The 17,638-nt window shown below is 71.4% G+C and carries 18 protein-coding genes and 3 tRNA genes; 10 read left to right on the top strand and 11 right to left on the bottom strand.

Features of this window, described 5'->3' with window-relative positions; all coding sequences use genetic code 11:
* Window positions 1–194: 194 nt before the first annotated feature.
* On the bottom strand, window positions 195–671 hold the full coding sequence (locus tag IG74_RS0117120; RefSeq protein WP_030677135.1) for an SSI family serine proteinase inhibitor: 477 nt from the start codon (window positions 669–671) through the stop codon (window positions 195–197).
* A gap of 218 nt (window positions 672–889) precedes the next feature.
* Here IG74_RS0117120 and IG74_RS0117125 point away from each other — a divergent pair.
* A tRNA-Ser gene (locus IG74_RS0117125) sits at window positions 890–981 on the top strand.
* A 279-nt stretch (window positions 982–1,260) separates the two neighbouring features.
* Window positions 1,261–1,333 (top strand) — tRNA-Arg (locus tag IG74_RS0117130).
* Window positions 1,334–1,387: 54 nt separating this feature from the next.
* On the opposite strand, the gene IG74_RS0117135 is transcribed toward IG74_RS0117130, so the two are convergent.
* Together IG74_RS0117135 and IG74_RS0117140 are read right to left on the bottom strand one after the other, a co-directional pair.
* A complete protein-coding gene (locus tag IG74_RS0117135) occupies window positions 1,388–2,170 on the bottom strand; it encodes an SDR family NAD(P)-dependent oxidoreductase (RefSeq protein ID WP_030677136.1) in 783 nt (260 codons plus the stop codon).
* A gap of 97 nt (window positions 2,171–2,267) precedes the next feature.
* Window positions 2,268–2,846: a TetR/AcrR family transcriptional regulator gene (locus IG74_RS0117140; protein WP_030677137.1), complete on the bottom strand. Its 579-nt coding sequence runs from the start codon at window positions 2,844–2,846 to the stop codon at window positions 2,268–2,270.
* A gap of 76 nt (window positions 2,847–2,922) precedes the next feature.
* Here IG74_RS0117140 and IG74_RS0117145 point away from each other — a divergent pair, with 76 nt between their 5' ends.
* From IG74_RS0117145 to IG74_RS0117170, 6 genes are all read left to right on the top strand, one after another.
* The gene (locus IG74_RS0117145; protein WP_030677138.1) at window positions 2,923–3,819 is read left to right on the top strand and encodes a DUF2797 domain-containing protein; all 897 of its coding nucleotides are present in this window, start codon (window positions 2,923–2,925) and stop codon (window positions 3,817–3,819) included.
* Between the two features lie 207 nt (window positions 3,820–4,026).
* Window positions 4,027–4,437 carry an antibiotic biosynthesis monooxygenase family protein gene (locus IG74_RS0117150; RefSeq protein WP_051854955.1) on the top strand — a complete coding sequence of 137 codons (411 nt, stop codon included), beginning with the start codon at window positions 4,027–4,029 and terminating at the stop codon, window positions 4,435–4,437.
* Between the two features lie 73 nt (window positions 4,438–4,510).
* On the top strand, window positions 4,511–5,368 hold the full coding sequence (locus IG74_RS0117155) for an amidohydrolase family protein (RefSeq protein ID WP_030677140.1): 858 nt from the start codon (window positions 4,511–4,513) through the stop codon (window positions 5,366–5,368).
* 99 nt (window positions 5,369–5,467) lie between these two features.
* On the top strand, window positions 5,468–6,217 hold the full coding sequence (locus tag IG74_RS0117160) for a response regulator transcription factor (RefSeq protein ID WP_030677144.1): 750 nt from the start codon (window positions 5,468–5,470) through the stop codon (window positions 6,215–6,217).
* 334 nt (window positions 6,218–6,551) lie between these two features.
* Window positions 6,552–8,087: an MFS transporter gene (locus tag IG74_RS0117165; protein ID WP_030677149.1), complete on the top strand. Its 1,536-nt coding sequence runs from the start codon at window positions 6,552–6,554 to the stop codon at window positions 8,085–8,087.
* A 107-nt stretch (window positions 8,088–8,194) separates the two neighbouring features.
* A complete protein-coding gene (locus IG74_RS0117170) occupies window positions 8,195–8,968 on the top strand; it encodes a TetR/AcrR family transcriptional regulator (RefSeq protein ID WP_030677151.1) in 774 nt (257 codons plus the stop codon).
* Between the two features lie 74 nt (window positions 8,969–9,042).
* On the opposite strand, the gene IG74_RS0117175 is transcribed toward IG74_RS0117170, so the two are convergent.
* The 3 genes from IG74_RS0117175 to IG74_RS0117185 form a co-directional block, all read right to left on the bottom strand.
* Entirely contained in the window at window positions 9,043–9,861 is an 819-nt protein-coding gene (locus tag IG74_RS0117175; RefSeq protein WP_030677154.1) for a YceI family protein, read from the bottom strand.
* Between the two features lie 140 nt (window positions 9,862–10,001).
* Entirely contained in the window at window positions 10,002–12,458 is a 2,457-nt protein-coding gene (locus IG74_RS0117180) for an MFS transporter (protein WP_030677156.1), read from the bottom strand.
* Window positions 12,459–12,478: 20 nt separating this feature from the next.
* On the bottom strand, window positions 12,479–12,952 hold the full coding sequence (locus IG74_RS0117185) for a MarR family winged helix-turn-helix transcriptional regulator (protein ID WP_030677158.1): 474 nt from the start codon (window positions 12,950–12,952) through the stop codon (window positions 12,479–12,481).
* Window positions 12,953–13,125: 173 nt separating this feature from the next.
* Here IG74_RS0117185 and IG74_RS0117190 point away from each other — a divergent pair, with 173 nt between their 5' ends.
* Both IG74_RS0117190 and IG74_RS52110 read left to right on the top strand, forming a co-directional pair.
* Entirely contained in the window at window positions 13,126–13,335 is a 210-nt protein-coding gene (locus IG74_RS0117190) for a hypothetical protein (protein ID WP_030677166.1), read from the top strand.
* Between the two features lie 109 nt (window positions 13,336–13,444).
* Window positions 13,445–13,666, top strand: coding sequence for a hypothetical protein (locus tag IG74_RS52110; RefSeq protein ID WP_158857649.1), 222 nt, complete (start codon window positions 13,445–13,447; stop codon window positions 13,664–13,666).
* Between the two features lie 631 nt (window positions 13,667–14,297).
* Here IG74_RS52110 and IG74_RS0117200 read toward each other — a convergent pair.
* From IG74_RS0117200 to IG74_RS0117225, 5 genes are all read right to left on the bottom strand, one after another.
* Window positions 14,298–15,224: an RNA polymerase sigma factor SigF gene (locus tag IG74_RS0117200; protein WP_030677173.1), complete on the bottom strand. Its 927-nt coding sequence runs from the start codon at window positions 15,222–15,224 to the stop codon at window positions 14,298–14,300.
* Between the two features lie 243 nt (window positions 15,225–15,467).
* Entirely contained in the window at window positions 15,468–16,295 is an 828-nt protein-coding gene (locus IG74_RS0117205; RefSeq protein WP_078868826.1) for an RNA polymerase sigma factor SigF, read from the bottom strand.
* A 266-nt stretch (window positions 16,296–16,561) separates the two neighbouring features.
* The gene (locus IG74_RS0117210; RefSeq protein ID WP_030677179.1) at window positions 16,562–16,855 is read right to left on the bottom strand and encodes a Dabb family protein; all 294 of its coding nucleotides are present in this window, start codon (window positions 16,853–16,855) and stop codon (window positions 16,562–16,564) included.
* Window positions 16,856–16,864: 9 nt separating this feature from the next.
* Window positions 16,865–17,044 carry a hypothetical protein gene (locus tag IG74_RS0117215; RefSeq protein ID WP_030677182.1) on the bottom strand — a complete coding sequence of 60 codons (180 nt, stop codon included), beginning with the start codon at window positions 17,042–17,044 and terminating at the stop codon, window positions 16,865–16,867.
* A 429-nt stretch (window positions 17,045–17,473) separates the two neighbouring features.
* Window positions 17,474–17,558: transfer RNA gene (locus tag IG74_RS0117225), tRNA-Ser, on the bottom strand.
* Window positions 17,559–17,638: the final 80 nt, after the last annotated feature.

Below are 17,638 nucleotides of genomic sequence, written 5' to 3' on the forward strand. Positions count from 1 at the left end.
GGGGAGCGGTTGCGGGCGCGACGCCGGATGAGGGGGAGTGGGAGGGAGACTGCACGCAGAAGCTGTGAGGGCCTCGGTCGTCCCTGGTCACAGGACGGGCGTACGGCGCACTTCTTCAAGGCAGTTCATAAGGCACTTCATAAAGAAGGCGCCGCACGCCGTGGAATGAGTCGCTACGCGCGCGGGGACGGGCGTTACGCGCCGGTGGAGGGCAGGACCGGGACCAGGGTGTTCCACCGCGAGATCTGGCAGCCGTCGGTCCGCTTGAAGGAGGCGTCGACGGGCTGCCCCCGCCAGGTGCCCGTCACGTGGGCGGTCTGCGCGCCGCCGTACACCTGGGTGCACATGGCGTCGCGCGCCACCGGCCTGAAGGGGTCGGAGCCCTCGGCCGCGAGCCCGTCCAGGCGCTCGCACGCCTCGGCGGGTGACGGATGACTGCCGCCCGCGGGACCGCATGTCAGCTCGTACGTCTTGTGCGCCGCGGTTCCGTCGTTCTCGGAGTACGTGACCTTCAGGTGGTCCTGGGTGGCCGGGCCGAGGTGGTCCCGCGTGATCAGGTCGGCGGGGGCGGCGGCGGCCGGGGCGGCGAGGGCGCCGAGGGAGGCGGCGACGGAGGTGACGGTGGACGCGACGGCGGTGCGGAAGAGGCGGCGTTCGCTGAGGGGCTTCACGGGGGCTCTCCTGGGGTGTGCGGTTTCCACTCGCGCCGGCCCTGGGGGCAGGCGCCTACCGCCTCCTCTAACGCCCCCGGCCGTGCCGCGTTGCGGTGCCCCTCAGCGCTTTGCCCTTCGGGCCGCGTGACTAGTACCGTGGAGGCCGCGATTGGTGGCGTAGCCCCTGGCTGTGTCATCATCTGCACGCACACCCGCGCTCGCGGGGGTGTGAGGTTGGAGGCGTCGCCTAGTCCGGTCTATGGCGCCGCACTGCTAATGCGGTTTCGGGGTAACCCCCTGATCGAGGGTTCAAATCCCTCCGCCTCCGCACTGAGTACTGAAGCCCCGGTCCACTGGACCGGGGCTTCAGTGCTTCACACCGACTTCTTCCGCACCTTCGTGCGGTCGTCTTGCCGCCCTCTTGCCTAGCCCCGCCGCCCGGCGCCCCGTTCGCACGACCGGCCCACCCGCCGCCCACGGGTACGTTTTCGCAGGTCACAAGGGGTGAGGCCAATGGATTTCACATGGCGGCGGCAGTCATGTAATGTTCTTCCTGTCGCCGCGAGCGGGCCGAAAGGACCGGGAAGCGAAGACAAAAACATAACAAGCACTCGTAGCTTAACGGATAGAGCATCTGACTACGGATCAGAAGGTTGCAGGTTCGAATCCTGCCGAGTGCACATTGAAGCGAGAGGCCCCGGGCGATGAGTCCGGGGCCTCTCGCGTTGTGCGGGTCACACGGTCTTCACGGTGCCGCCGTCGATCACGTAGTCCGCGCCCGTGATGTTGCCCGCCACGTCCGAGAGCAGGAACGTGATCAGGGCCGCGACCTCGGTGGGCTCGGTGATGCGGTCCGTCGCCATGCCGAACGCCTGCGGGATCCGGGCGAGGAACTGGGCGTGGTCGGCGCCGGCCGCCGCGGCCACCGCGCCGCCGAAGCCGTTCGGGTCCTCCCAGATCGCGGTGCGCACGACACCGGGCGAGACGGTGTTGACGCGTACGCCCTGGGGGCCGAACTCCTCCGAGAGGGCCTTGCCGAAGGCGGTGAGCGCGGCCTTGGCGGTGCTGTAGGCGATCGGGCCCGAGCCGGGCAGGCGGGAGTTGATCGAGGAGACGTTCACGATGGCGCCCCGGCGCTCGACCAGGCCGGGCAGCGCGGCGCGGGCGGCGCGGATCGCGCTGAAGAGGTTGATGTCCAGGGCGGTCTGCCAGCGGGCGTCGTCGACGTCGAGGAAGCCGTCGACGCCGATGTCGTCGCCCGCGCCGACGTTGTTGACTAGGAAGTCGACGCCGTCCAGCTCGCGGAGGGCGTGCTCGACGAGTTCGGCCGGGCCCTGCGCGGTGCCGAGGTCCACGGCGTACGGCAGGGCGCCGGACTCCTTCAGCTCCGGGGTGATCGTGCGGGCGGCGCCGACCACGCGGACGCCTTCGGCGACGAGGGCGCGCGCGGTGGCGAGGCCGATGCCGCGGCTGGCTCCGGTGACGACGGCGGTCTTTCCGGTGAGGCGCAGGTCCATGAGGTGTCTTCCTTTGTATTTTTGACCTTGAGGTACAGAATTTGGGTGTGCGAGGGCCCGGCGGAAGAGGGCGTTGGGCTGCCGGGCGCGGAGTGGGTCAGAGGAGGTCGAGGACCGCTCGGATGGTGCGGTGCGTGCCGTCCGGGCCCTCCGCGACCCGTGCGGTCAGGCGCAGCCCGACGACCGTGTTCATGAGCAGGCTGCCGACGCACGCGGCGTCGCGGTCCGGGGCGATCTCGCCCGCGCGCTGCCCCTCCTCGACCAGGGCCTGAAGGGTGGACTCGGTGCGGGCGAACATCTCCCGGACCAGTTCGGTCGTGGTGCGGTCGGTGCCCGCGAGTTCGGCCGCCGCGTTCACGGCCATGCAGCCGCGCCGGTCGGGGTCTTCGAGGTCCAGGGTCACCAGGAGTTCGAGGGCGGCGCGGAGCCGCTCCTTGACCGGGCCCTCGCTCTCGAAGAGTTCGATGAGGCGGCTGGCCTGGGTGTCGCGGTAGCGGCGCAGGGCCCGCTCGAAGAGGGCGTGCTTGCTGCCGAAGGCGTTGTACAGGCTGCCCTTCCCGATGCCGAGCGCGTCGACGAGGTCCTGCGGCGTCGTGCCCGCGTACCCCTTGCGCCAGAAGACCTCCATCGCCTGGTCCACGGCGGTCTCCGGATCGAACTGTCTCGGCCGTCCCATGCGGAGCAGCCTAACAGCGTTTTGTACTTCAAGGTCAACAACCTTGTTGTCAGTGGCGTGCGTCATGCTCGATGCCATGACGTGGTGGTGCACGGGGGTGCGGTGGCACACCGAGGGCAGGCCGGCCCTCGGCTGGTACGCGCCCGGCCGGGAGCCGCGCGAGAGCGTGCTCGCGTACGGTGCCGCGCTGGCGTTCCGCGCCCGGGGCGGGCGGCGGTGCCTCGGGGTGCGGCGCGGCGGACGGTGGACGCCGTGCCCGGCGGGCGCGGGCGTGGCGGGGCGGGTCACGCGCGGGCAGTGCGAGGAGTGCGCCCGCGTCGACCGGGCACACTCGGTCGCGGCGGACACCTTCGCCGACGACCCGCGGCCGTATCACGTGTACGTGGCGTGGTTCGGCCCCGGCCTGGTGAAGGTCGGCATCACCGGGGTCGCGCGGGGCGGCACGCGACTCCTGGAACAGGGCGCGGTGGCGTACAGCTGGCTGGGGCGCGGCCCGCTGATGGCCGCGCGCCGCACCGAGGAGCTGCTGCGCACCGCGCTAGGCGTCCCGGACCGGATCCCGTACGCGCGCAAGCGGGCCCTGCGGGTGCGCCTGCCGTCCCCGGCCGAGCGGGCCCGCGAGCTGGCGGAGCTGCACCGGACGGCGAGCGGGCTCGGCGGGTGGCCCGATTCGCTGGAGCGGCTGCCGTACGCGTGCGTCGACCACGCGGGCGTGTTCGGGCTCGCCGGGGAGCCCGCGCAGATGACGGGCGTGGTGAGCGAGCTCGTGGACGGCGGAGTGGTCGCGGGCACGCTGGTCGGGGCCGCGGGGCCGGACCTCCATCTGGAGGTGGGGCCGGGGCCGGGGAGCGGGGGTGTGGTGGTCGTCGACGGGCGGGTGCTGAGCGGCTGGCGGCTGGAAGCGGTGGCGGGGGCTGCGGAGGTGACGGTTCCGGTGCGGGGGATACCTGCGGTGCAGGGCGGGTTGTTCTGAGCCCGGAGGGCGCGGCCCCTCCCTTTCGGCGGTCACCCGCGTCAGCGGTCACCCCCATCGGCCGCCACCCACCCCGGCGGCCTGCCCCAGCGATCCGCCCGCCCCCGGGCCCCCTTGCTGACCGGAAGGTCAAATCTGGCTGCCCGTTCGGCAAGGCGGGCTCGTGGAGGTGGACAGGGGGTTCGGCCGCCGGTGACGGTGGGTGGCATGACTGATCACGAGCTGACCCAGCAGGACATATCCGATGTCACCGGGCCCGTCGGGCCCGTCGGACCCTTCGAACCGCCCTACTACTCCGTCGTGTTCACCGCCCTGCGCACCGAAGGGGACAACGGCTACGCGGAGACGTCGCGGCGCATGGACGAACTGGTGGCGAAGGTCCCCGGTTTCCTCGGGGCCGACTCGGCGGGGACGCCCGGCGGGCTCGGGATCACCGTCGCGTACTTCCGTGACCTGGACGCGCTCAAGGAGTGGCGCGAGGACCCGGAGCACCAGGACGCGCGCGAGCGGGGCCGGGCCGAGTGGTACGAGCAGTTCGTGGTGCACGTGGGCAAGGTGGAGCGGAGTTACGGCGGGGCGCGGGAAGCGGAAGCGGAGGCGGTCGGCGGTGGCCGGTGAGGCAGGGGAGCGGCGGCACGGCCGGGAGGAAGGCGGCGAGGAGAGCCCGGGGAGGCCGGGCGAGACCGAGGCCGTGGTGGCGTTCTGGCGGCGGCTCGGACTGCCCGGACTCGTCGACGTACACACGCACTTCATGCCGGAGCGCGTCCTCGCGAAGGTGTGGGCGTACTTCGACGGGGCCGGGCCGCTGACGAAGCGGAAGTGGCCCATCAAGTACCGGCACGACGAGGAGCGAAGGATCGCCGTGCTGCGGGAGTTCGGGGTACTGGCCTTCACGGCGATGCTCTATCCGCACAAGCCGGGCATGGCGCGCTGGCTCAACGGCTGGGCGGCGGACTTCGCGGCCCGCACGCCGGACTGTCTGCACACGGCGACGCTGTTCCCCGAGCCCGGCGTCGACGGCTATGTGCGGGAGGCGGTGGAGGCCGGGGCCCGGGTGTTCAAGGCGCACGTACAGGTGGGGGCGTACGACCCGAACGACGCGCTGCTCGACCCGGCGTGGGGGCTGCTCGCCGAGGCCGGGACGCCGGTGGTGATGCACTGCGGCTCCGGGCCCGTGCCCGGCAAGCACACCGGACCCGAGCCGGTGGGGCGGCTGCTCGCGCGCCACCCCCGGCTGCGGCTCGTGGTGGCGCACATGGGGATGCCGGAGTACGCGGACTTCCTCGACCTGGCGGAGCGGTACGGGGAGGTGCGGCTCGACACGACGATGGCGTTCACGGACTTCAGCGAGCGGGACGCGCCGTTTCCGCGCGCGGAGCGGGGGCGGCTCGCGGCGCTCGGCGACCGGGTGCTGCTCGGGACGGACTTTCCCAACATCCCGTACGGGTACGGGCATCAGCTGGAGGCCCTGGAGCGGCTCGGCCTCGGAGACGCGTGGCTGAGGGGGGTGTGCCACGGGAACGGGGCGCGGCTGTTCGGCCTCGCATGAGGGCACTTCGCGGGTCCCCGCCGGGCCGGCCGCGGCGTTCTCAGGGAATTCACAGGTGGCCCCAAGCCCCCTCTCACGCCCCGTGCGGAAGCTGAGGGCATGACCACGACCTCGCCCCAGGGGCGTACCGAACTGCTCAGGCCGGACGGGAGCCCCGTCCGCGTGCTCGTCGTGGACGACGAGGTGTCGCTCACCGAGCTGCTGTCCATGGCACTGCGCTACGAGGGCTGGGAGATCCGCAGCGCCAGTGACGGCCTGGGGGCCGTGCGGGCCGCGCGGGCCTTCCGGCCGGACGTCGTCGTGCTCGACATGATGCTGGCCGACATGGACGGCCTGTCCGTGCTCGGCCGGGTGCGGCGGGAACTGCCGGAGGTGCCGGTGCTGTTCCTGACCGCCAAGGACGCCGTCGAGGACCGGATCGCCGGGCTCACGGCGGGCGGCGACGACTACGTCACCAAGCCGTTCGGCCTGGAGGAGGTCGTCGCCCGGCTGCGCGGACTGATCCGGCGGGCCGGGGCGGGTGCCGGACGGCGCAGCGAGTCCGTGCTCGCCGTCGGCGACCTCACCCTCGACGAGGACAGCCACGAGGTGACCCGCGGCGGGCAGTCCATCCACCTCACCGCCACCGAGTTCGAGCTGCTGCGGTATCTGATGCGCAACCCGCGGCGCGTGCTCAGCAAGGCACAGATCCTCGACCGGGTGTGGAGCTACGACTTCGGCGGCCAGGCCAACGTGGTCGAGCTGTACATCTCGTATCTGCGCCGGAAGATCGACGCCGGGCGCGAGCCGATGATCCACACCCGCCGGGGCGCGGGCTACCTGATCAAACCTGCCCCGGTAGCGGCGTGACGCCTCGGGCGCCGTGGGCAGCCGGGCCTGCCGGGCCCCGGCCCGGCTCCTGGCCCGGGCACTGTCGCGCTCCGCGCTCGTCCTCAAACGCCGGACGGGCTTGATTCTTCGCTCCGCGCTCGTCCTCGGACGCCGCTCGTCCTCGGACGCCGCTCGTCCTCGGATGCCGCTCGTCCTCGGGCGCCGGAGGGGCTTGGATCTTCGCTCCGTGCTCCCTCCGCACCCGGCTCGTCCGAAGGAGTGAGAGCCTCAGAAAATTTCTTGTACACCGTAAGTCAACTCCTCTACGGTGTATGACGCATTCGGCCTCATACACCGTAGAAGAGGAGCCGCCATGACGGCGACCACCGCCGAGCCCCCCGAGGCGGCCGCCGCGCCCCGGGACCGGCACCCGCAGCGCTGGCTGATCCTGGGCGTCATCTGCCTCGCCCAGCTCACGGTGCTGCTCGACAACACCGTCCTGAGCGTCGCCATCCCGTCGCTCACCCGCGAGCTCGACGCCACGTCGTCCGACATCCAGTGGATGATCAACGCGTACTCGCTCGTCCAGTCCGGCCTGCTGCTCACGGCGGGCAGCGCGGCGGACCGCTACGGCCGCAAGAAGATGCTGACCGCGGGCCTCGTCCTGTTCGGCGTCGGCTCGCTCGCGGCGGGCCTCGCGCAGTCCTCGACGCAACTCATCGCGGCCCGCGCCGGGATGGGCATCGGCGGCGCGCTCCTGATGACCACCACCCTCGCCGTCGTCGTGCAGATCTTCGACGAGGACGAGCGGGTGCGGGCCATCGGCCTGTGGGCGACCGTGAACTCCCTGGGCTTCGCGGCCGGGCCGCTGCTCGGCGGCTTCATGCTGAACCACTTCTGGTGGGGCTCGATCTTCCTGATCAACATCCCGGTGGCGCTGCTCGGCGTGATCGCGGTGGTCCGCCTGGTCCCCGAGTCCAAGAACCCGCAGGGCGACCGGCCCGACCTGGTCGGCGCGGTGCTCTCGACGATCGGCATGGCCTCGGTCGTGTACGCGATCATCTCGGGCCCCGAGCACGGCTGGACGTCGGCGCACGTCCTGGTCGCGGCGGGCGTCGGCCTGGGCGTCCTGGCCGTGTTCACGGTCTACGAGCTGCGGATCCCGTACCCGATGCTGGACATGCACTTCTTCCGGAACAGGCAGTTCGTGGGCGCGGTGACCGGCGCGATCCTGGTCGCCTTCGGCATGGGCGGCTCGCTCTACCTGCTCACCCAGCACCTCCAGTTCGTCCTCGGCTACGAACCCCTTGAGGCCGGTCTGCGGACCGCGCCGCTCGCGGTCGCCGTGGTCCTCCTGAACACGGTGGGCCTCGGCGCGTGGCTGCACGGCAAGCTGGGCACGCCCGGCACGATCCTGGCGGGCATGTCCATGATGGCGGGTGGGCTCGCGGTGATCGCGGTGTTCGGCGGCCACGCCTACTCGGGCATGTTCACCGGGCTCGTCCTGATGGGCGCGGGCATCTCGTTCTCCATGCCCGCGATGGCCAACGCGATCATGAGCGCGATCCCGCCGGAGAAGGCGGGCGTGGGCGCGGGCGTCAACGGCACGCTCGCGGAGTTCGGCAACGGCCTCGGCGTGGCGGTCCTCGGCGCCGTCCTCAACGCCCGCTTCGCGGCGCTCGTCGCGGTCTCCGCCACCTCCTTCCCCGCGGCCATGGCGGCGGCGGGCTCGGCGGGCGAACGGCAGCGCATCTCCGACGCGTTCGCCTCGGGCCTCGAGACCAGCCAGCTGGTGGGCGCCGCCGCGGTCTTCCTCGGCGGCGCCATCGCGGCGGCGCTGCTGTGGCGGGCCGAGCGGGCGGACGCGGAGAAGTCCGCACCGGCCGCCACGGACCCGGCGTCCGCATAGCTCCCTCGGGGAGGCGTCCGCATAGCATCGAAGGCGGGCGGGCCGGAGCGTTCCGGCCCGCCCGCCCGGACCCGCCGGGAACAGGACCCGTATCAGGAAGGTGCGCCATGGTGAAGGCAGCCGACCGCACGCAGCGACCGGCGCGCACGAGTGTCTGGCTGGCGAGCAGGGCACCCCGCGGCTCCGGCCGCAAGGGCGTCCAGCCGTCCGGCCTCGACCGGGACCGCATCACCGAGGCCACGGTCCGGCTCCTGGACGCGGAGGGGCTCGCCAAGTTCTCCATGCGCCGCCTCGCCGCGGAGCTGGAGGTCACCGCGATGTCCGTGTACTGGTACGTGGACACCAAGGACGACCTGCTCGAACTCGCCCTGGACTCGGTCTGTTCCGAGGTGCGCCTGCCCGACACCGAGACCGACCCGGCCGCGTGGCGCACCCAGCTGTGCGAACTGGCCCGGTCCTACCGGGCGTTGCTGATCCGCCACCCGTGGGTGTCGCCGCTGGTCGGCCAGTTCCTGAACATCGGCCCGAACTGGCTGCGGTACTCCCTCGCCGTGCAGCGCGCCGTGCAGAACACCGGGCTCGCGCCCCAGCAGCGCAACGGCGCGATCGCCGCGGTGTTCCAGTTCGTGTACGGCTACGGCACGATGGAGGGCCACTTCATCGCCCGCTGCAACGAGGCCGGGATGACGCTGGAGGAGTACTTCCGCGCCGCGGTCGGCACGGTGAACGAGGAGATGCCGGGCAACGAGACGGTGCGCAACGCCCGCGAGCTGATGAACTCCCGCACCGAGGCCACGGTCGTCGAGATGTGGGAGCGGGACTTCGAGACCGCGCTCGACCTCCTGATCGCGGGCATCGAAGGCCTGCTGTCCCGCTCCTGACGCCTCAGACACCCGGCTCCTGACGCCTCAGACACCCGGCTCCTGACGCCTCAGGCCCCCGGGCTCCTGACGCCTCAGACCCCCGGCAGCTCCGCGCCGCGCACCGCCTGGATGTCGAGCTCCACCCGCAGCGTCGTGCCGATCGCGGCGATCCCGGCCCGTACGACCTGGTTGTAGTTCATGGCGAAGTCCTCGCGCCGCAGCTCGGCGGTGGCGCGGAAGGCGGCGCGGGTGCCGCCCCACGGGTCGGCGCCGGTGCCGAGGTAGGTCAGGTCCAGGTCCACGGGCCGTACGACGCCGCGCATGGCGAGCTCGCCGCGCACGGTCCAGCGGTCGGCCCCCGCGGGCTCCAGGTCCGTCGACCGGTAGGTGAGCTCCGGGTGCGCCGCCGCGTCGAGGAAGTCCGTGCCCTTCAGGTGCTCGTCGCGCAGGCCGTTGCCCGTGTCGATGGAGGCGGCCCGGATCACGGCCTCCACGCGGGACTTCGCCAGGTCGTCGGCGACGTCCACGCGTCCGGAGAACTCGGTGAAGCGCCCGTGCACGCTGGAGATGCCCAGGTGCTGGGCGACCGCGCCCACGGAGGAGTGGGCGGGGTCGATCGTCCACGGCCCGGCGGGGGGCAGTTCGGCGCCGCCCGCGCGGGCGAGCACCACCTCGCCCACGTCGGCACGGCCGCTCGCGGTGACCAGGGCGGTGGCCGCGGCGGGCGCGTACCCGACGGCCGTCACGATGACCGTGTACGGCCCGGCCGCGAGCGCGGTGGCGTCCCGTACCGCGCCCTCCGCGTCCGCGTCCACGCGCAGTACCTGCGCCCCCGTCATGTCCGTGACGGTCACGACGGCGTGCGGTACGGCCCACCCGTCCCGTGTCCGGACGCGCGCGCTGATCCCCATCCCACAACTCCCGTTTGCTCTGTCGCTGCTTGCGGCGGGGGCGCGGCCCCCGTCCTGCCCAGGTCCGGTCCGGTCCGGGGCGGTGCCGGCCGGCCGTCCCCTGCCGTGGAAACGCCGGCACCGCCCTGGACCGGGGTCGGTCACTCGCCCGGGTGGGCGAGTTCGATCTCGTGCCCGTCGACGCCGTCCCCGGCGACGACGAGGGCGGTGGCCACCGGCGGGTACCCGGCGGCGATCACGGTGTACTCGCCGACGTCCAGGTCGGTGAAGGCGTACGCCCCGTCCGTCCCGGTGGTCGCGGCCGCCACGACGTTGCCCGCCGCGTCCACGAGGGTGACCCGCGCGTCGGCGAGCGGTCCTCCGGCGGCCCGCACGGTGCCGAGCACTCGCGCGCCGGGCCGCAGTTCGACCTCGACCCGGGTGACGCCCACGGCGGCGATCTCGACGGGGAGGGCCACGGGCCGGTGCCCCGCCGCGTTCACGGCGACGGTGACGGCGCCCGGCACGAGCTCGCCGAAGGCGAACGCGCCCTGCTCGTCGGAGGCCCCGGTGGCCAGCACGTCGCCGCGCACATCGGTCACCACGACCATCGCGCCGGACAGCGGCTGCTTGCCCTCGGCGGTCCTGACGACCCCGCCGAGCCCGCTGGTCCCGCTCAGGAGCACGTCGTACGCGAGCGGCTCGTCGCCGACCACGACGGTCGAGGCCTGCGGCTGGAAGCCGTCGGCGGCCGCGATGAGCACGTACGACCCGGCGCCCGGCGCGTCCACGGCGTACGAGCCGTCGGCCCGCGCCACCGAGCGCCCGAGCTGCTGCCCGCCGAGCGAGATCAGCGTGACCGCGGAGCCGGGCACGGGCGCGCTCTCGGCGCCGCGCACGAAGCCGCGCACGGGAATCCCCCCGCCAGCAGCAGCGATGACCGGCTCCTCAACAGCGGCGGGCACGGGCTCCTCGACGGCGACCGGAGCGGCCGAGGAGGAGGCCGCGGAGGCGACCGCAGCGGGGGCCGCGGCGGCGGACCGCAACGGCACCTCCTTGATGAACAGGGTGATCAGGAAGGCGAGGAAGGCGATGGGCGCCGCGATCAGGAAGACGTCGGCGATGCCGTGCCCGTACGCGCTCTCCATGACGGTGCGGAACGGCTCGGGCAGCTTGTCCAAGTCGGGGATGCCGCCACCGGCGGTTCCGCCGTGCCCGAACGCGGCACCCTGGGGGCCGAGATCGGCGATGCCGTCCTTCACGTAGTCGGTGATCCGCGTGGACATCACGGCACCGAGCGCGGACACCCCCATGGCCCCACCGAGCGACCGGAAGAACGTGACGACGGAGCTCGCGGCACCGATGTCCTGCGGGTCGACCTGGTTCTGCGTGCACAGCACCAGGTTCTGCATCATCATGCCGATGCCGAGACCCATCAGGGCCATGTAGACGGCGATGTGCCAGTACGGGGTGTCGTACCGCATGGTGCCGAGGAGCCCGAGCCCGGCAGTCAGCAGCACACCACCACTGACCAGCCAGGCCTTCCACTTCCCTGTCTTGGTGATGAGCTGCCCCGAAACGGTCGACGAGACGAAAAGGCCGCCGATCATCGGAATGGTGAGAACGCCCGACATGGTCGGCGACTCGCCCCGGGCCAGCTGGAAGTACTGGCTGAAGAACACGGTGCCCGCGAACATGGCGACACCCACGAACAGCGAGGCCGCCGAGGCGAGCGTGATGGTCCGGTTGCGGAACAGCCGCAGCGGGATGATCGGCTCGCTGGCCCGCGACTCCACGAGCAGGAAGAGCAGCCCGAGCAGGACCGCGCCGCCGACCATCACGTACGTCTGCCACGACATCCACTCGTACTTCTTGCCTGCGCCGCTGCCCGCGAAGGTGATCCAGATGAGCAGCAGCGAGACGGCGGCCGAGATCAGCAGCGCGCCGCTCCAGTCGACCTTCACGTCCCGCTTGACCACGGGCAGCTTCAAGGTCTTCTGGAGCACCACCAGGGCGATGACGGCGAACGGCACGCCCACGTAGAAGCACCAGCGCCAGCCGAGCCAGGAGGTGTCGGTGATGACGCCGCCGAGCAGCGGCCCGCCGACGGTGGCGACGGCGAAGGTGGCACCCAGGTAGCCGGAGTAGCGCCCCCGCTCCCGCGGGGCGATCATCGCGGCCATGACGATCTGCGCGAGCGCGGACAGACCGCCGACGCCGATGCCCTGCACGACGCGGCAGGCGATGAGCATGCCCGCGTTCTGCGAAAGCCCGGCCACGACGGACCCGAGTACGTAGATGACGAGGGCGATCTGAACGAGCGCCTTCTTGCTGAACAGGTCGGACAGCTTGCCCCACAGGGGGGTGCTGGCCGTCATGGACAGCAGCGCGGCGGTGACGACCCACGTGTAGGCGGACTGGCCGCCGCCGAGGTCGCCGATGATCTCGGGCAGGGCGTTGGAGACGATCGTCGACGACAGGATCGCGACGAACATGCCGAGCAGAAGGCCGGAGAGCGCCTCCATGATCTGGCGGTGAGTCATCGGCGCGCTGTCGTGCGGATGCCCTCCGTGCTTGGCATGGCTGCCCCGCACACCGGACGGTGTGGATGTTGCCATGGGGTTCCTTTTCCTGGTTCTTACGCGGGTGTACGGGTGGGTGCCGCGACGCGCGGCGCGGCGGACCTGCAGTCCCCGAAGCTGTCGCGGAGCCGGGCCATCAACGCGGTGAGCAGGCCGACTTCGTCGTCGGACCAGTCGCTGAGCCGCTCGGCGAGCAGCCGGGTCGTGCACTCGGAGAGCACTTCCATCTGCCGCTCACCGGCGGGGGTGAGGCGCAGGATGCGCGAGCGCTTGTCGGCGGGGTCGGGGGACCGGTCGATCCAGCCCCGCTCCGCGACGTGTGCCACGTGCCGGCTGGTCACCGACATGTCGACGGCGAGCAGCTCGGCGAGCCGCCCCATCCGCATCTCGCCGTAGCGGCTCAGCAGGGTCAGTACGGCCGCCGAGCCCGCGGGGCAGTCGTGCGGCAGGATCCGGGCGAGGTCGCGCTTGACGGCGCCGATGGCGCTGAGCTGGCGGGCCAGCTCCTCGTACTGACGCTGAGCGGCCACGGCACCCTCGCTTTCGTTGCTTAGGGCAACGATAAAAGCAGTTGGTTGCCACAGGCAAACTAAATCGCCCCCAGCCCCCTAAAACCCTGGCAAAGCTCAGCACCCCCCTCTGTAAAGTCCCCGGTCAGAGGGGGGTTGGGCGGAACACCCCGGATTCGCTAGGGTCCTGCCCCATGGCACACAACCCCCATGCCCCGCAGGGTCCCGAGGGCCAGCACGACCCGGCAGGCTCCACGCAGATGTTCCGCGCCTTCGTCGACGAGCCCCCGCAGGGCCGCTCCCGCCCGCAGCAGGCGCCCGCGGGCCCGCGCATCGGCCTGATCGTCGGTGTCGTGGCAGCGATCGTCATCGTGGCGGCCGTCGCCTGGCTGGCCCTGAAGTAGCTACCGCCAGTCCACATCCACGTCGCGCGTCTCCACGTGCATCCCCCAGGGAACGCGCCACGCGTCGACACAAACCGGCCAAGTCTTCCTGACGCTCTGCCCGCCCCGAATGGGTGCGGGCAACTTCACCGTCGACTCCACGGTCCCCCAGTCGACCCCGAGCGCCCCGATGACGTGCGTCCCGAACTCCACGGTCCCCGACCGCACGGCCGCCCCGCCCTTGTTCCGCAGGACCAGCGTCACGTCCTCACACCACCGCCGCGCCCCTGCCTCCCGCAAGGGCGCCCCCACCTCCAACACGGCGGGCCCCACCGGCCCCGGCGAACCGTGAGAGGGCCCGGGCCGCCCGGGCCTGTCCCTTCCGGAGGGCCTTCCTTCCCTTCCGGAGGAGGGCCGAGGCGCGGACGGAGAAGCGGACGCGGAAGGCACAGGAGCACGGGACTCACTAACACGCGGCGCGCGCTCCGCACCGGGAGGCGATGAGGGGGATTCCTTCCCGAGAACCTCCGGTCGAGGCTCCTTGGAACGACTCTTCGGGGGAGAGGGGAGCGGATCAAAGGAAACGCCCCCACGAGGCGGCACGGCTCTGGCGGAGGGAGAAGCGTCAGAGGCGACGTACCCGCCGCGCCCGCCACCTCCACACGAGACGACGACGAACCCCAGACACACCACGACAACCGGAAAACCCACGAGTCTCCGACGCATCGCGCAAGTGTGACTGACACGCCGTCAATTAGGAACCACCGGACCGCAGTCGCCCACGAAACGGGAGGGGACGTGCCGGTATGTCCGCCCGCAGCCACTTCAACGGGACTGCCCCGCGCGGGAGTCCGCCCCGCGCACATGACGGGCGAGGACGGACATACCGGCGCGGCCCCGCCGCACCACCGGCACAAGGCGCCGGGCGACGGCGGGAACCGGAATGCGAAAGCCCAGTCGACGGCAAGCCGGAAAGCAGAACCTCAGTCGGAGATGAGCCCTTCCCGAAGCTGGGCAAGGGTCCGGGTGAGCAGCCGGGACACGTGCATCTGCGAGATCCCGACCTCCTCCCCGATCTGCGACTGCGTCATGTTCGCGAAGAACCGCAGCATGATGATCCGCCGCTCCCGCGGCGGCAGCTTCGCCAGCAGCGGCTTCAGCGACTCCCGGTACTCCACGCCCTCCAGGGCGGTGTCCTCATAGCCGAGCCGGTCCGCGAGCGACCCCTCGCCGCCGTCGTCCTCGGGCGCGGGGGAGTCGAGCGAGGAGGCGGTGTACGCGTTCCCCACCGCGAGGCCGTCGACGACGTCCTCCTCCGAGACGCCGAGCACGGCCGCGAGCTCGGGCACGGTCGGCGACCGGTCGAGCCGCTGCGCGAGGTCGTCGCTCGCCTTGGTGAGCGCGAGCCGCAGCTCCTGCAGCCGCCGAGGCACCCGCACCGACCAACTCGTGTCCCGGAAGAACCGCTTGATCTCCCCGACCACGGTAGGCATCGCGAACGTCGGGAACTCGACCCCGCGCTCGCAGTCGAACCGGTCGATGGCCTTGATGAGCCCGATGGTCCCGACCTGGACGATGTCTTCCATCGGCTCGTTCCGGCTGCGGAAGCGCGCGGCCGCGTACCGCACGAGCGGCAGATTGAGCTCGATGAGGGTGTCTCTGACATACGCGCGCTCGGGGCTGTCCTGTTCGAGCGCGGCGAGCCGCAGAAAGAGGGAGCGGGACAGGGTGCGGGTGTCAATGGCCTCCGGCGCCGCCGCGACGGCGGGGGCCTCGGGAGCCGCCACGGCGGCGGTCTCCGGCCCCGGCGGAGTGGCCTCGGAACCCTGAAGCGCGTCGGGCGCCGACGCGCTCTCGCGGCCTTCGAGCGTGAGCGTGAGCACCTTCGAGCTGCCCTGGTCTGCGGACATGCCACCCCCTTGAGGTCGCGGACGGTCGCGGCCTGCGCCCCACCGAAGGAACGCAGCCTCCACCTGAATACCGGAGCCGGAGCTGCGGCAAACGCGGTTCCAGCAGAATGTCACATGTCGGCAACACGCTGTAGTGACTTGTCGACAAGTGAGGGTGACGTACCTGCAGGAAAGAGAGGGTCTCGGCCGACTTCGCCCAACTCCCCGTCGGCAACGGCCAAAAGGCCGCTCCACTCGATACGGTTACGCCTCGATCCGATTTGCGGATCGCAGCCGCGCGAAGCTTCTGGCCAACAGTCTTGACACATGCATCTGGGAGACGCCCAATTCCGCGCTGATCTGAGACTGGGTCAGATTACTGTAGTACCGCAGCAGCAGAATGCGCTGCTCCCGCTCGGGCAACTGCACGAGCAGATGCCGCACCAGGTCCCGGTGCTCGACCCCGTCCAGGGCGGGGTCCTCGTACCCGAGCCGGTCGAGGAGCCCCGGCAGCCCGTCGCCTTCCTGCGCGGCCTCCAGGGACGTCGCGTGGTACGAGCGCCCGGCCTCGATGCAGGCGAGGACCTCGTCCTCGCCGATCCGCAGCCGCTCGGCGATCTCGGCGGTCGTGGGGGACCGCCCGAAGGACGTGGTGAGGTCCTCCGTGGCCCCGGTGACCTGCACCCACAGCTCGTGCAGCCGCCGCGGCACATGCACCGTGCGCACGTTGTCGCGGAAGTACCGCTTGATCTCGCCCACCACGGTCGGCATGGCGAAGGTGGGGAACTGGACCCCCCGGTCCGGGTCGAACCGGTCGATGGCGTTGATGAGGCCGATGGTGCCGACCTGGACGACGTCCTCCATCGGCTCGCTGCGGCTGCGGAAGCGGGCGGCGGCGTACCGCACGAGGGGCAGGTTGGCCTCGATGAGCGCGGCGCGCACGCGGGCGTGTTCGGGGGTGCCCGGTTCGAGCCCCTTCAGCTGGGCGAACAGGACCTGGGTGAGGGCCCGCGTATCGGCGCCCCGGGTGCTCGTGGGCCCCTTCACGGGCGGCGCTTCGGGCGCAGAACTGGCCGGCAACGTCAACGCCACCCCTTCGAATCGGTCGACTCGATCAACTCGGTCAACTCATCCGTCAAAAGCGGTCATAGCATCACAAGACATGTGCACTGTGTGCAAGCACCCCATAACTCCGTGTTGAGGGTGGTGGGACGGTGTGCGGCACCGGGAAACACAAAGCGGCCCCGCACCGTTGAGGTGCGGGGCCGCTCGGGGAGTCCCGGCGGAGCCCGGAGGGGCTCGTCGAAGCGCGCGGTGGCGCGTGCGCGGAGGGCGCGTGCGCGAAGGGTGGCGCGCGCTCAGAACTCGTAGTCGGCGACGACCCACGTGGCGAACTCGCGCCAGAGCGCGACGCCCGCCTGGTGGGCCGGGTGCTCCAGGTAGCCCTTGAGCGCGTCGGTGTCGGCGACGGCGGAGTTGATGGCGTAGTCGTACGCGATGGGCCGCTCGGAGATGTTCCAGGCGCACTCCCAGAACGTCAGCTCCGGGATGAGGCCGCCGAGCTCCTCGAAGGCCTTGACGCCCGCGGCGACGCGCGGGTCGTCGCGCTCGACGCCGTCGTTCAGCTTGAACAGGACCAGATGGCGGATCATCAGGTGCTCCTAGTCGTCCTTGCCCCCGTTGGCGACCCACGTCATGAAGTCGCCGATGGCCTTGGCGGCGTCCGAGATGCCCTCGAAGCCGACCTGTACGTAGTCGGCGGCCTTGGCCGGATCGGTGATGATCACGTACAGGACGAACACCACAAGGACGAAGAGAATGAGCTTCTTTGGGTCCTTCACGCCGTGCCCTCCCCGTTTCCGCTCATCCCACGCCCCCGTCGCCCTCTGTCCTAGCCGCTGCCGCCTGTTGCCGGGCGAGTCTAACGTGGCGCTAACTCACCTGGTTTTTAAGGACCAATGACCCCCCTCGGAGGGGCCATTGGCCTGCGGTGTTCTCGCGGTGCCCGGCGCAGGATGGACATGAGCCCGCGGGATCTGGCAGGAATCCACGGGCCCGCGACCGGCCTCCACTGCGGGGTCCGCGCCGCCCACATCCCCCGATGGCGGCGCGGACTTGAGAGCGCTGGTCCTCATCGGGGGGAGCGGCTGTCCCCCCGTGCCGCTCCCCCCGGCCTAACGCCTTCCCTCCCGGCCTGTCGGGAACGGGCACGGCACGGAACAAAACGACGAAGGGCCCCGTCCTGAGGACGGGGCCCTTCGTGCGAAGAGCGGTAGCGGAGGGATTTGAACCCTCGGTGACTTGCGCCACACTCGCTTTCGAGGCGAGCTCCTTCGGCCGCTCGGACACGCTACCGAGAGAGATCCTAGCCCAAGGTGGCCCCTGGTCTGAAATCCGTTCCCGGACAGACTGCCGTCGCGCCCGGGAGGGGCCCG

The organism is Streptomyces sp. NRRL B-1347, assembly GCF_000720325.1.
GTDB lineage: Bacteria > Actinomycetota > Actinomycetes > Streptomycetales > Streptomycetaceae > Streptomyces.

What these genes read in the sequence shown, in the direction of transcription:
- IG74_RS0117135 (WP_030677136.1), bottom strand. Translation starts at nt 2,170, where the DNA reads ATGGACCTGCGCCTCACCGGAAAGACCGCCGTCGTCACCGGAGCCAGC.
- IG74_RS0117140 (WP_030677137.1), bottom strand. Translation starts at nt 2,846, where the DNA reads ATGGGACGGCCGAGACAGTTCGATCCGGAGACCGCCGTGGACCAGGCG.
- IG74_RS0117145 (WP_030677138.1), top strand. Translation starts at nt 2,923, where the DNA reads ATGACGTGGTGGTGCACGGGGGTGCGGTGGCACACCGAGGGCAGGCCG.
- IG74_RS0117150 (WP_051854955.1), top strand. Translation starts at nt 4,027, where the DNA reads ATGACTGATCACGAGCTGACCCAGCAGGACATATCCGATGTCACCGGG.
- IG74_RS0117160 (WP_030677144.1), top strand. Translation starts at nt 5,468, where the DNA reads ATGACCACGACCTCGCCCCAGGGGCGTACCGAACTGCTCAGGCCGGAC.
- IG74_RS0117165 (WP_030677149.1), top strand. Translation starts at nt 6,552, where the DNA reads ATGACGGCGACCACCGCCGAGCCCCCCGAGGCGGCCGCCGCGCCCCGG.
- IG74_RS0117170 (WP_030677151.1), top strand. Translation starts at nt 8,195, where the DNA reads ATGGTGAAGGCAGCCGACCGCACGCAGCGACCGGCGCGCACGAGTGTC.
- IG74_RS0117175 (WP_030677154.1), bottom strand. Translation starts at nt 9,861, where the DNA reads ATGGGGATCAGCGCGCGCGTCCGGACACGGGACGGGTGGGCCGTACCG.
- IG74_RS0117180 (WP_030677156.1), bottom strand. Translation starts at nt 12,458, where the DNA reads ATGGCAACATCCACACCGTCCGGTGTGCGGGGCAGCCATGCCAAGCAC.
- IG74_RS0117190 (WP_030677166.1), top strand. Translation starts at nt 13,126, where the DNA reads ATGGCACACAACCCCCATGCCCCGCAGGGTCCCGAGGGCCAGCACGAC.
- IG74_RS52110 (WP_158857649.1), top strand. Translation starts at nt 13,445, where the DNA reads ATGGGTGCGGGCAACTTCACCGTCGACTCCACGGTCCCCCAGTCGACC.
- IG74_RS0117200 (WP_030677173.1), bottom strand. Translation starts at nt 15,224, where the DNA reads ATGTCCGCAGACCAGGGCAGCTCGAAGGTGCTCACGCTCACGCTCGAA.
- IG74_RS0117210 (WP_030677179.1), bottom strand. Translation starts at nt 16,855, where the DNA reads ATGATCCGCCATCTGGTCCTGTTCAAGCTGAACGACGGCGTCGAGCGC.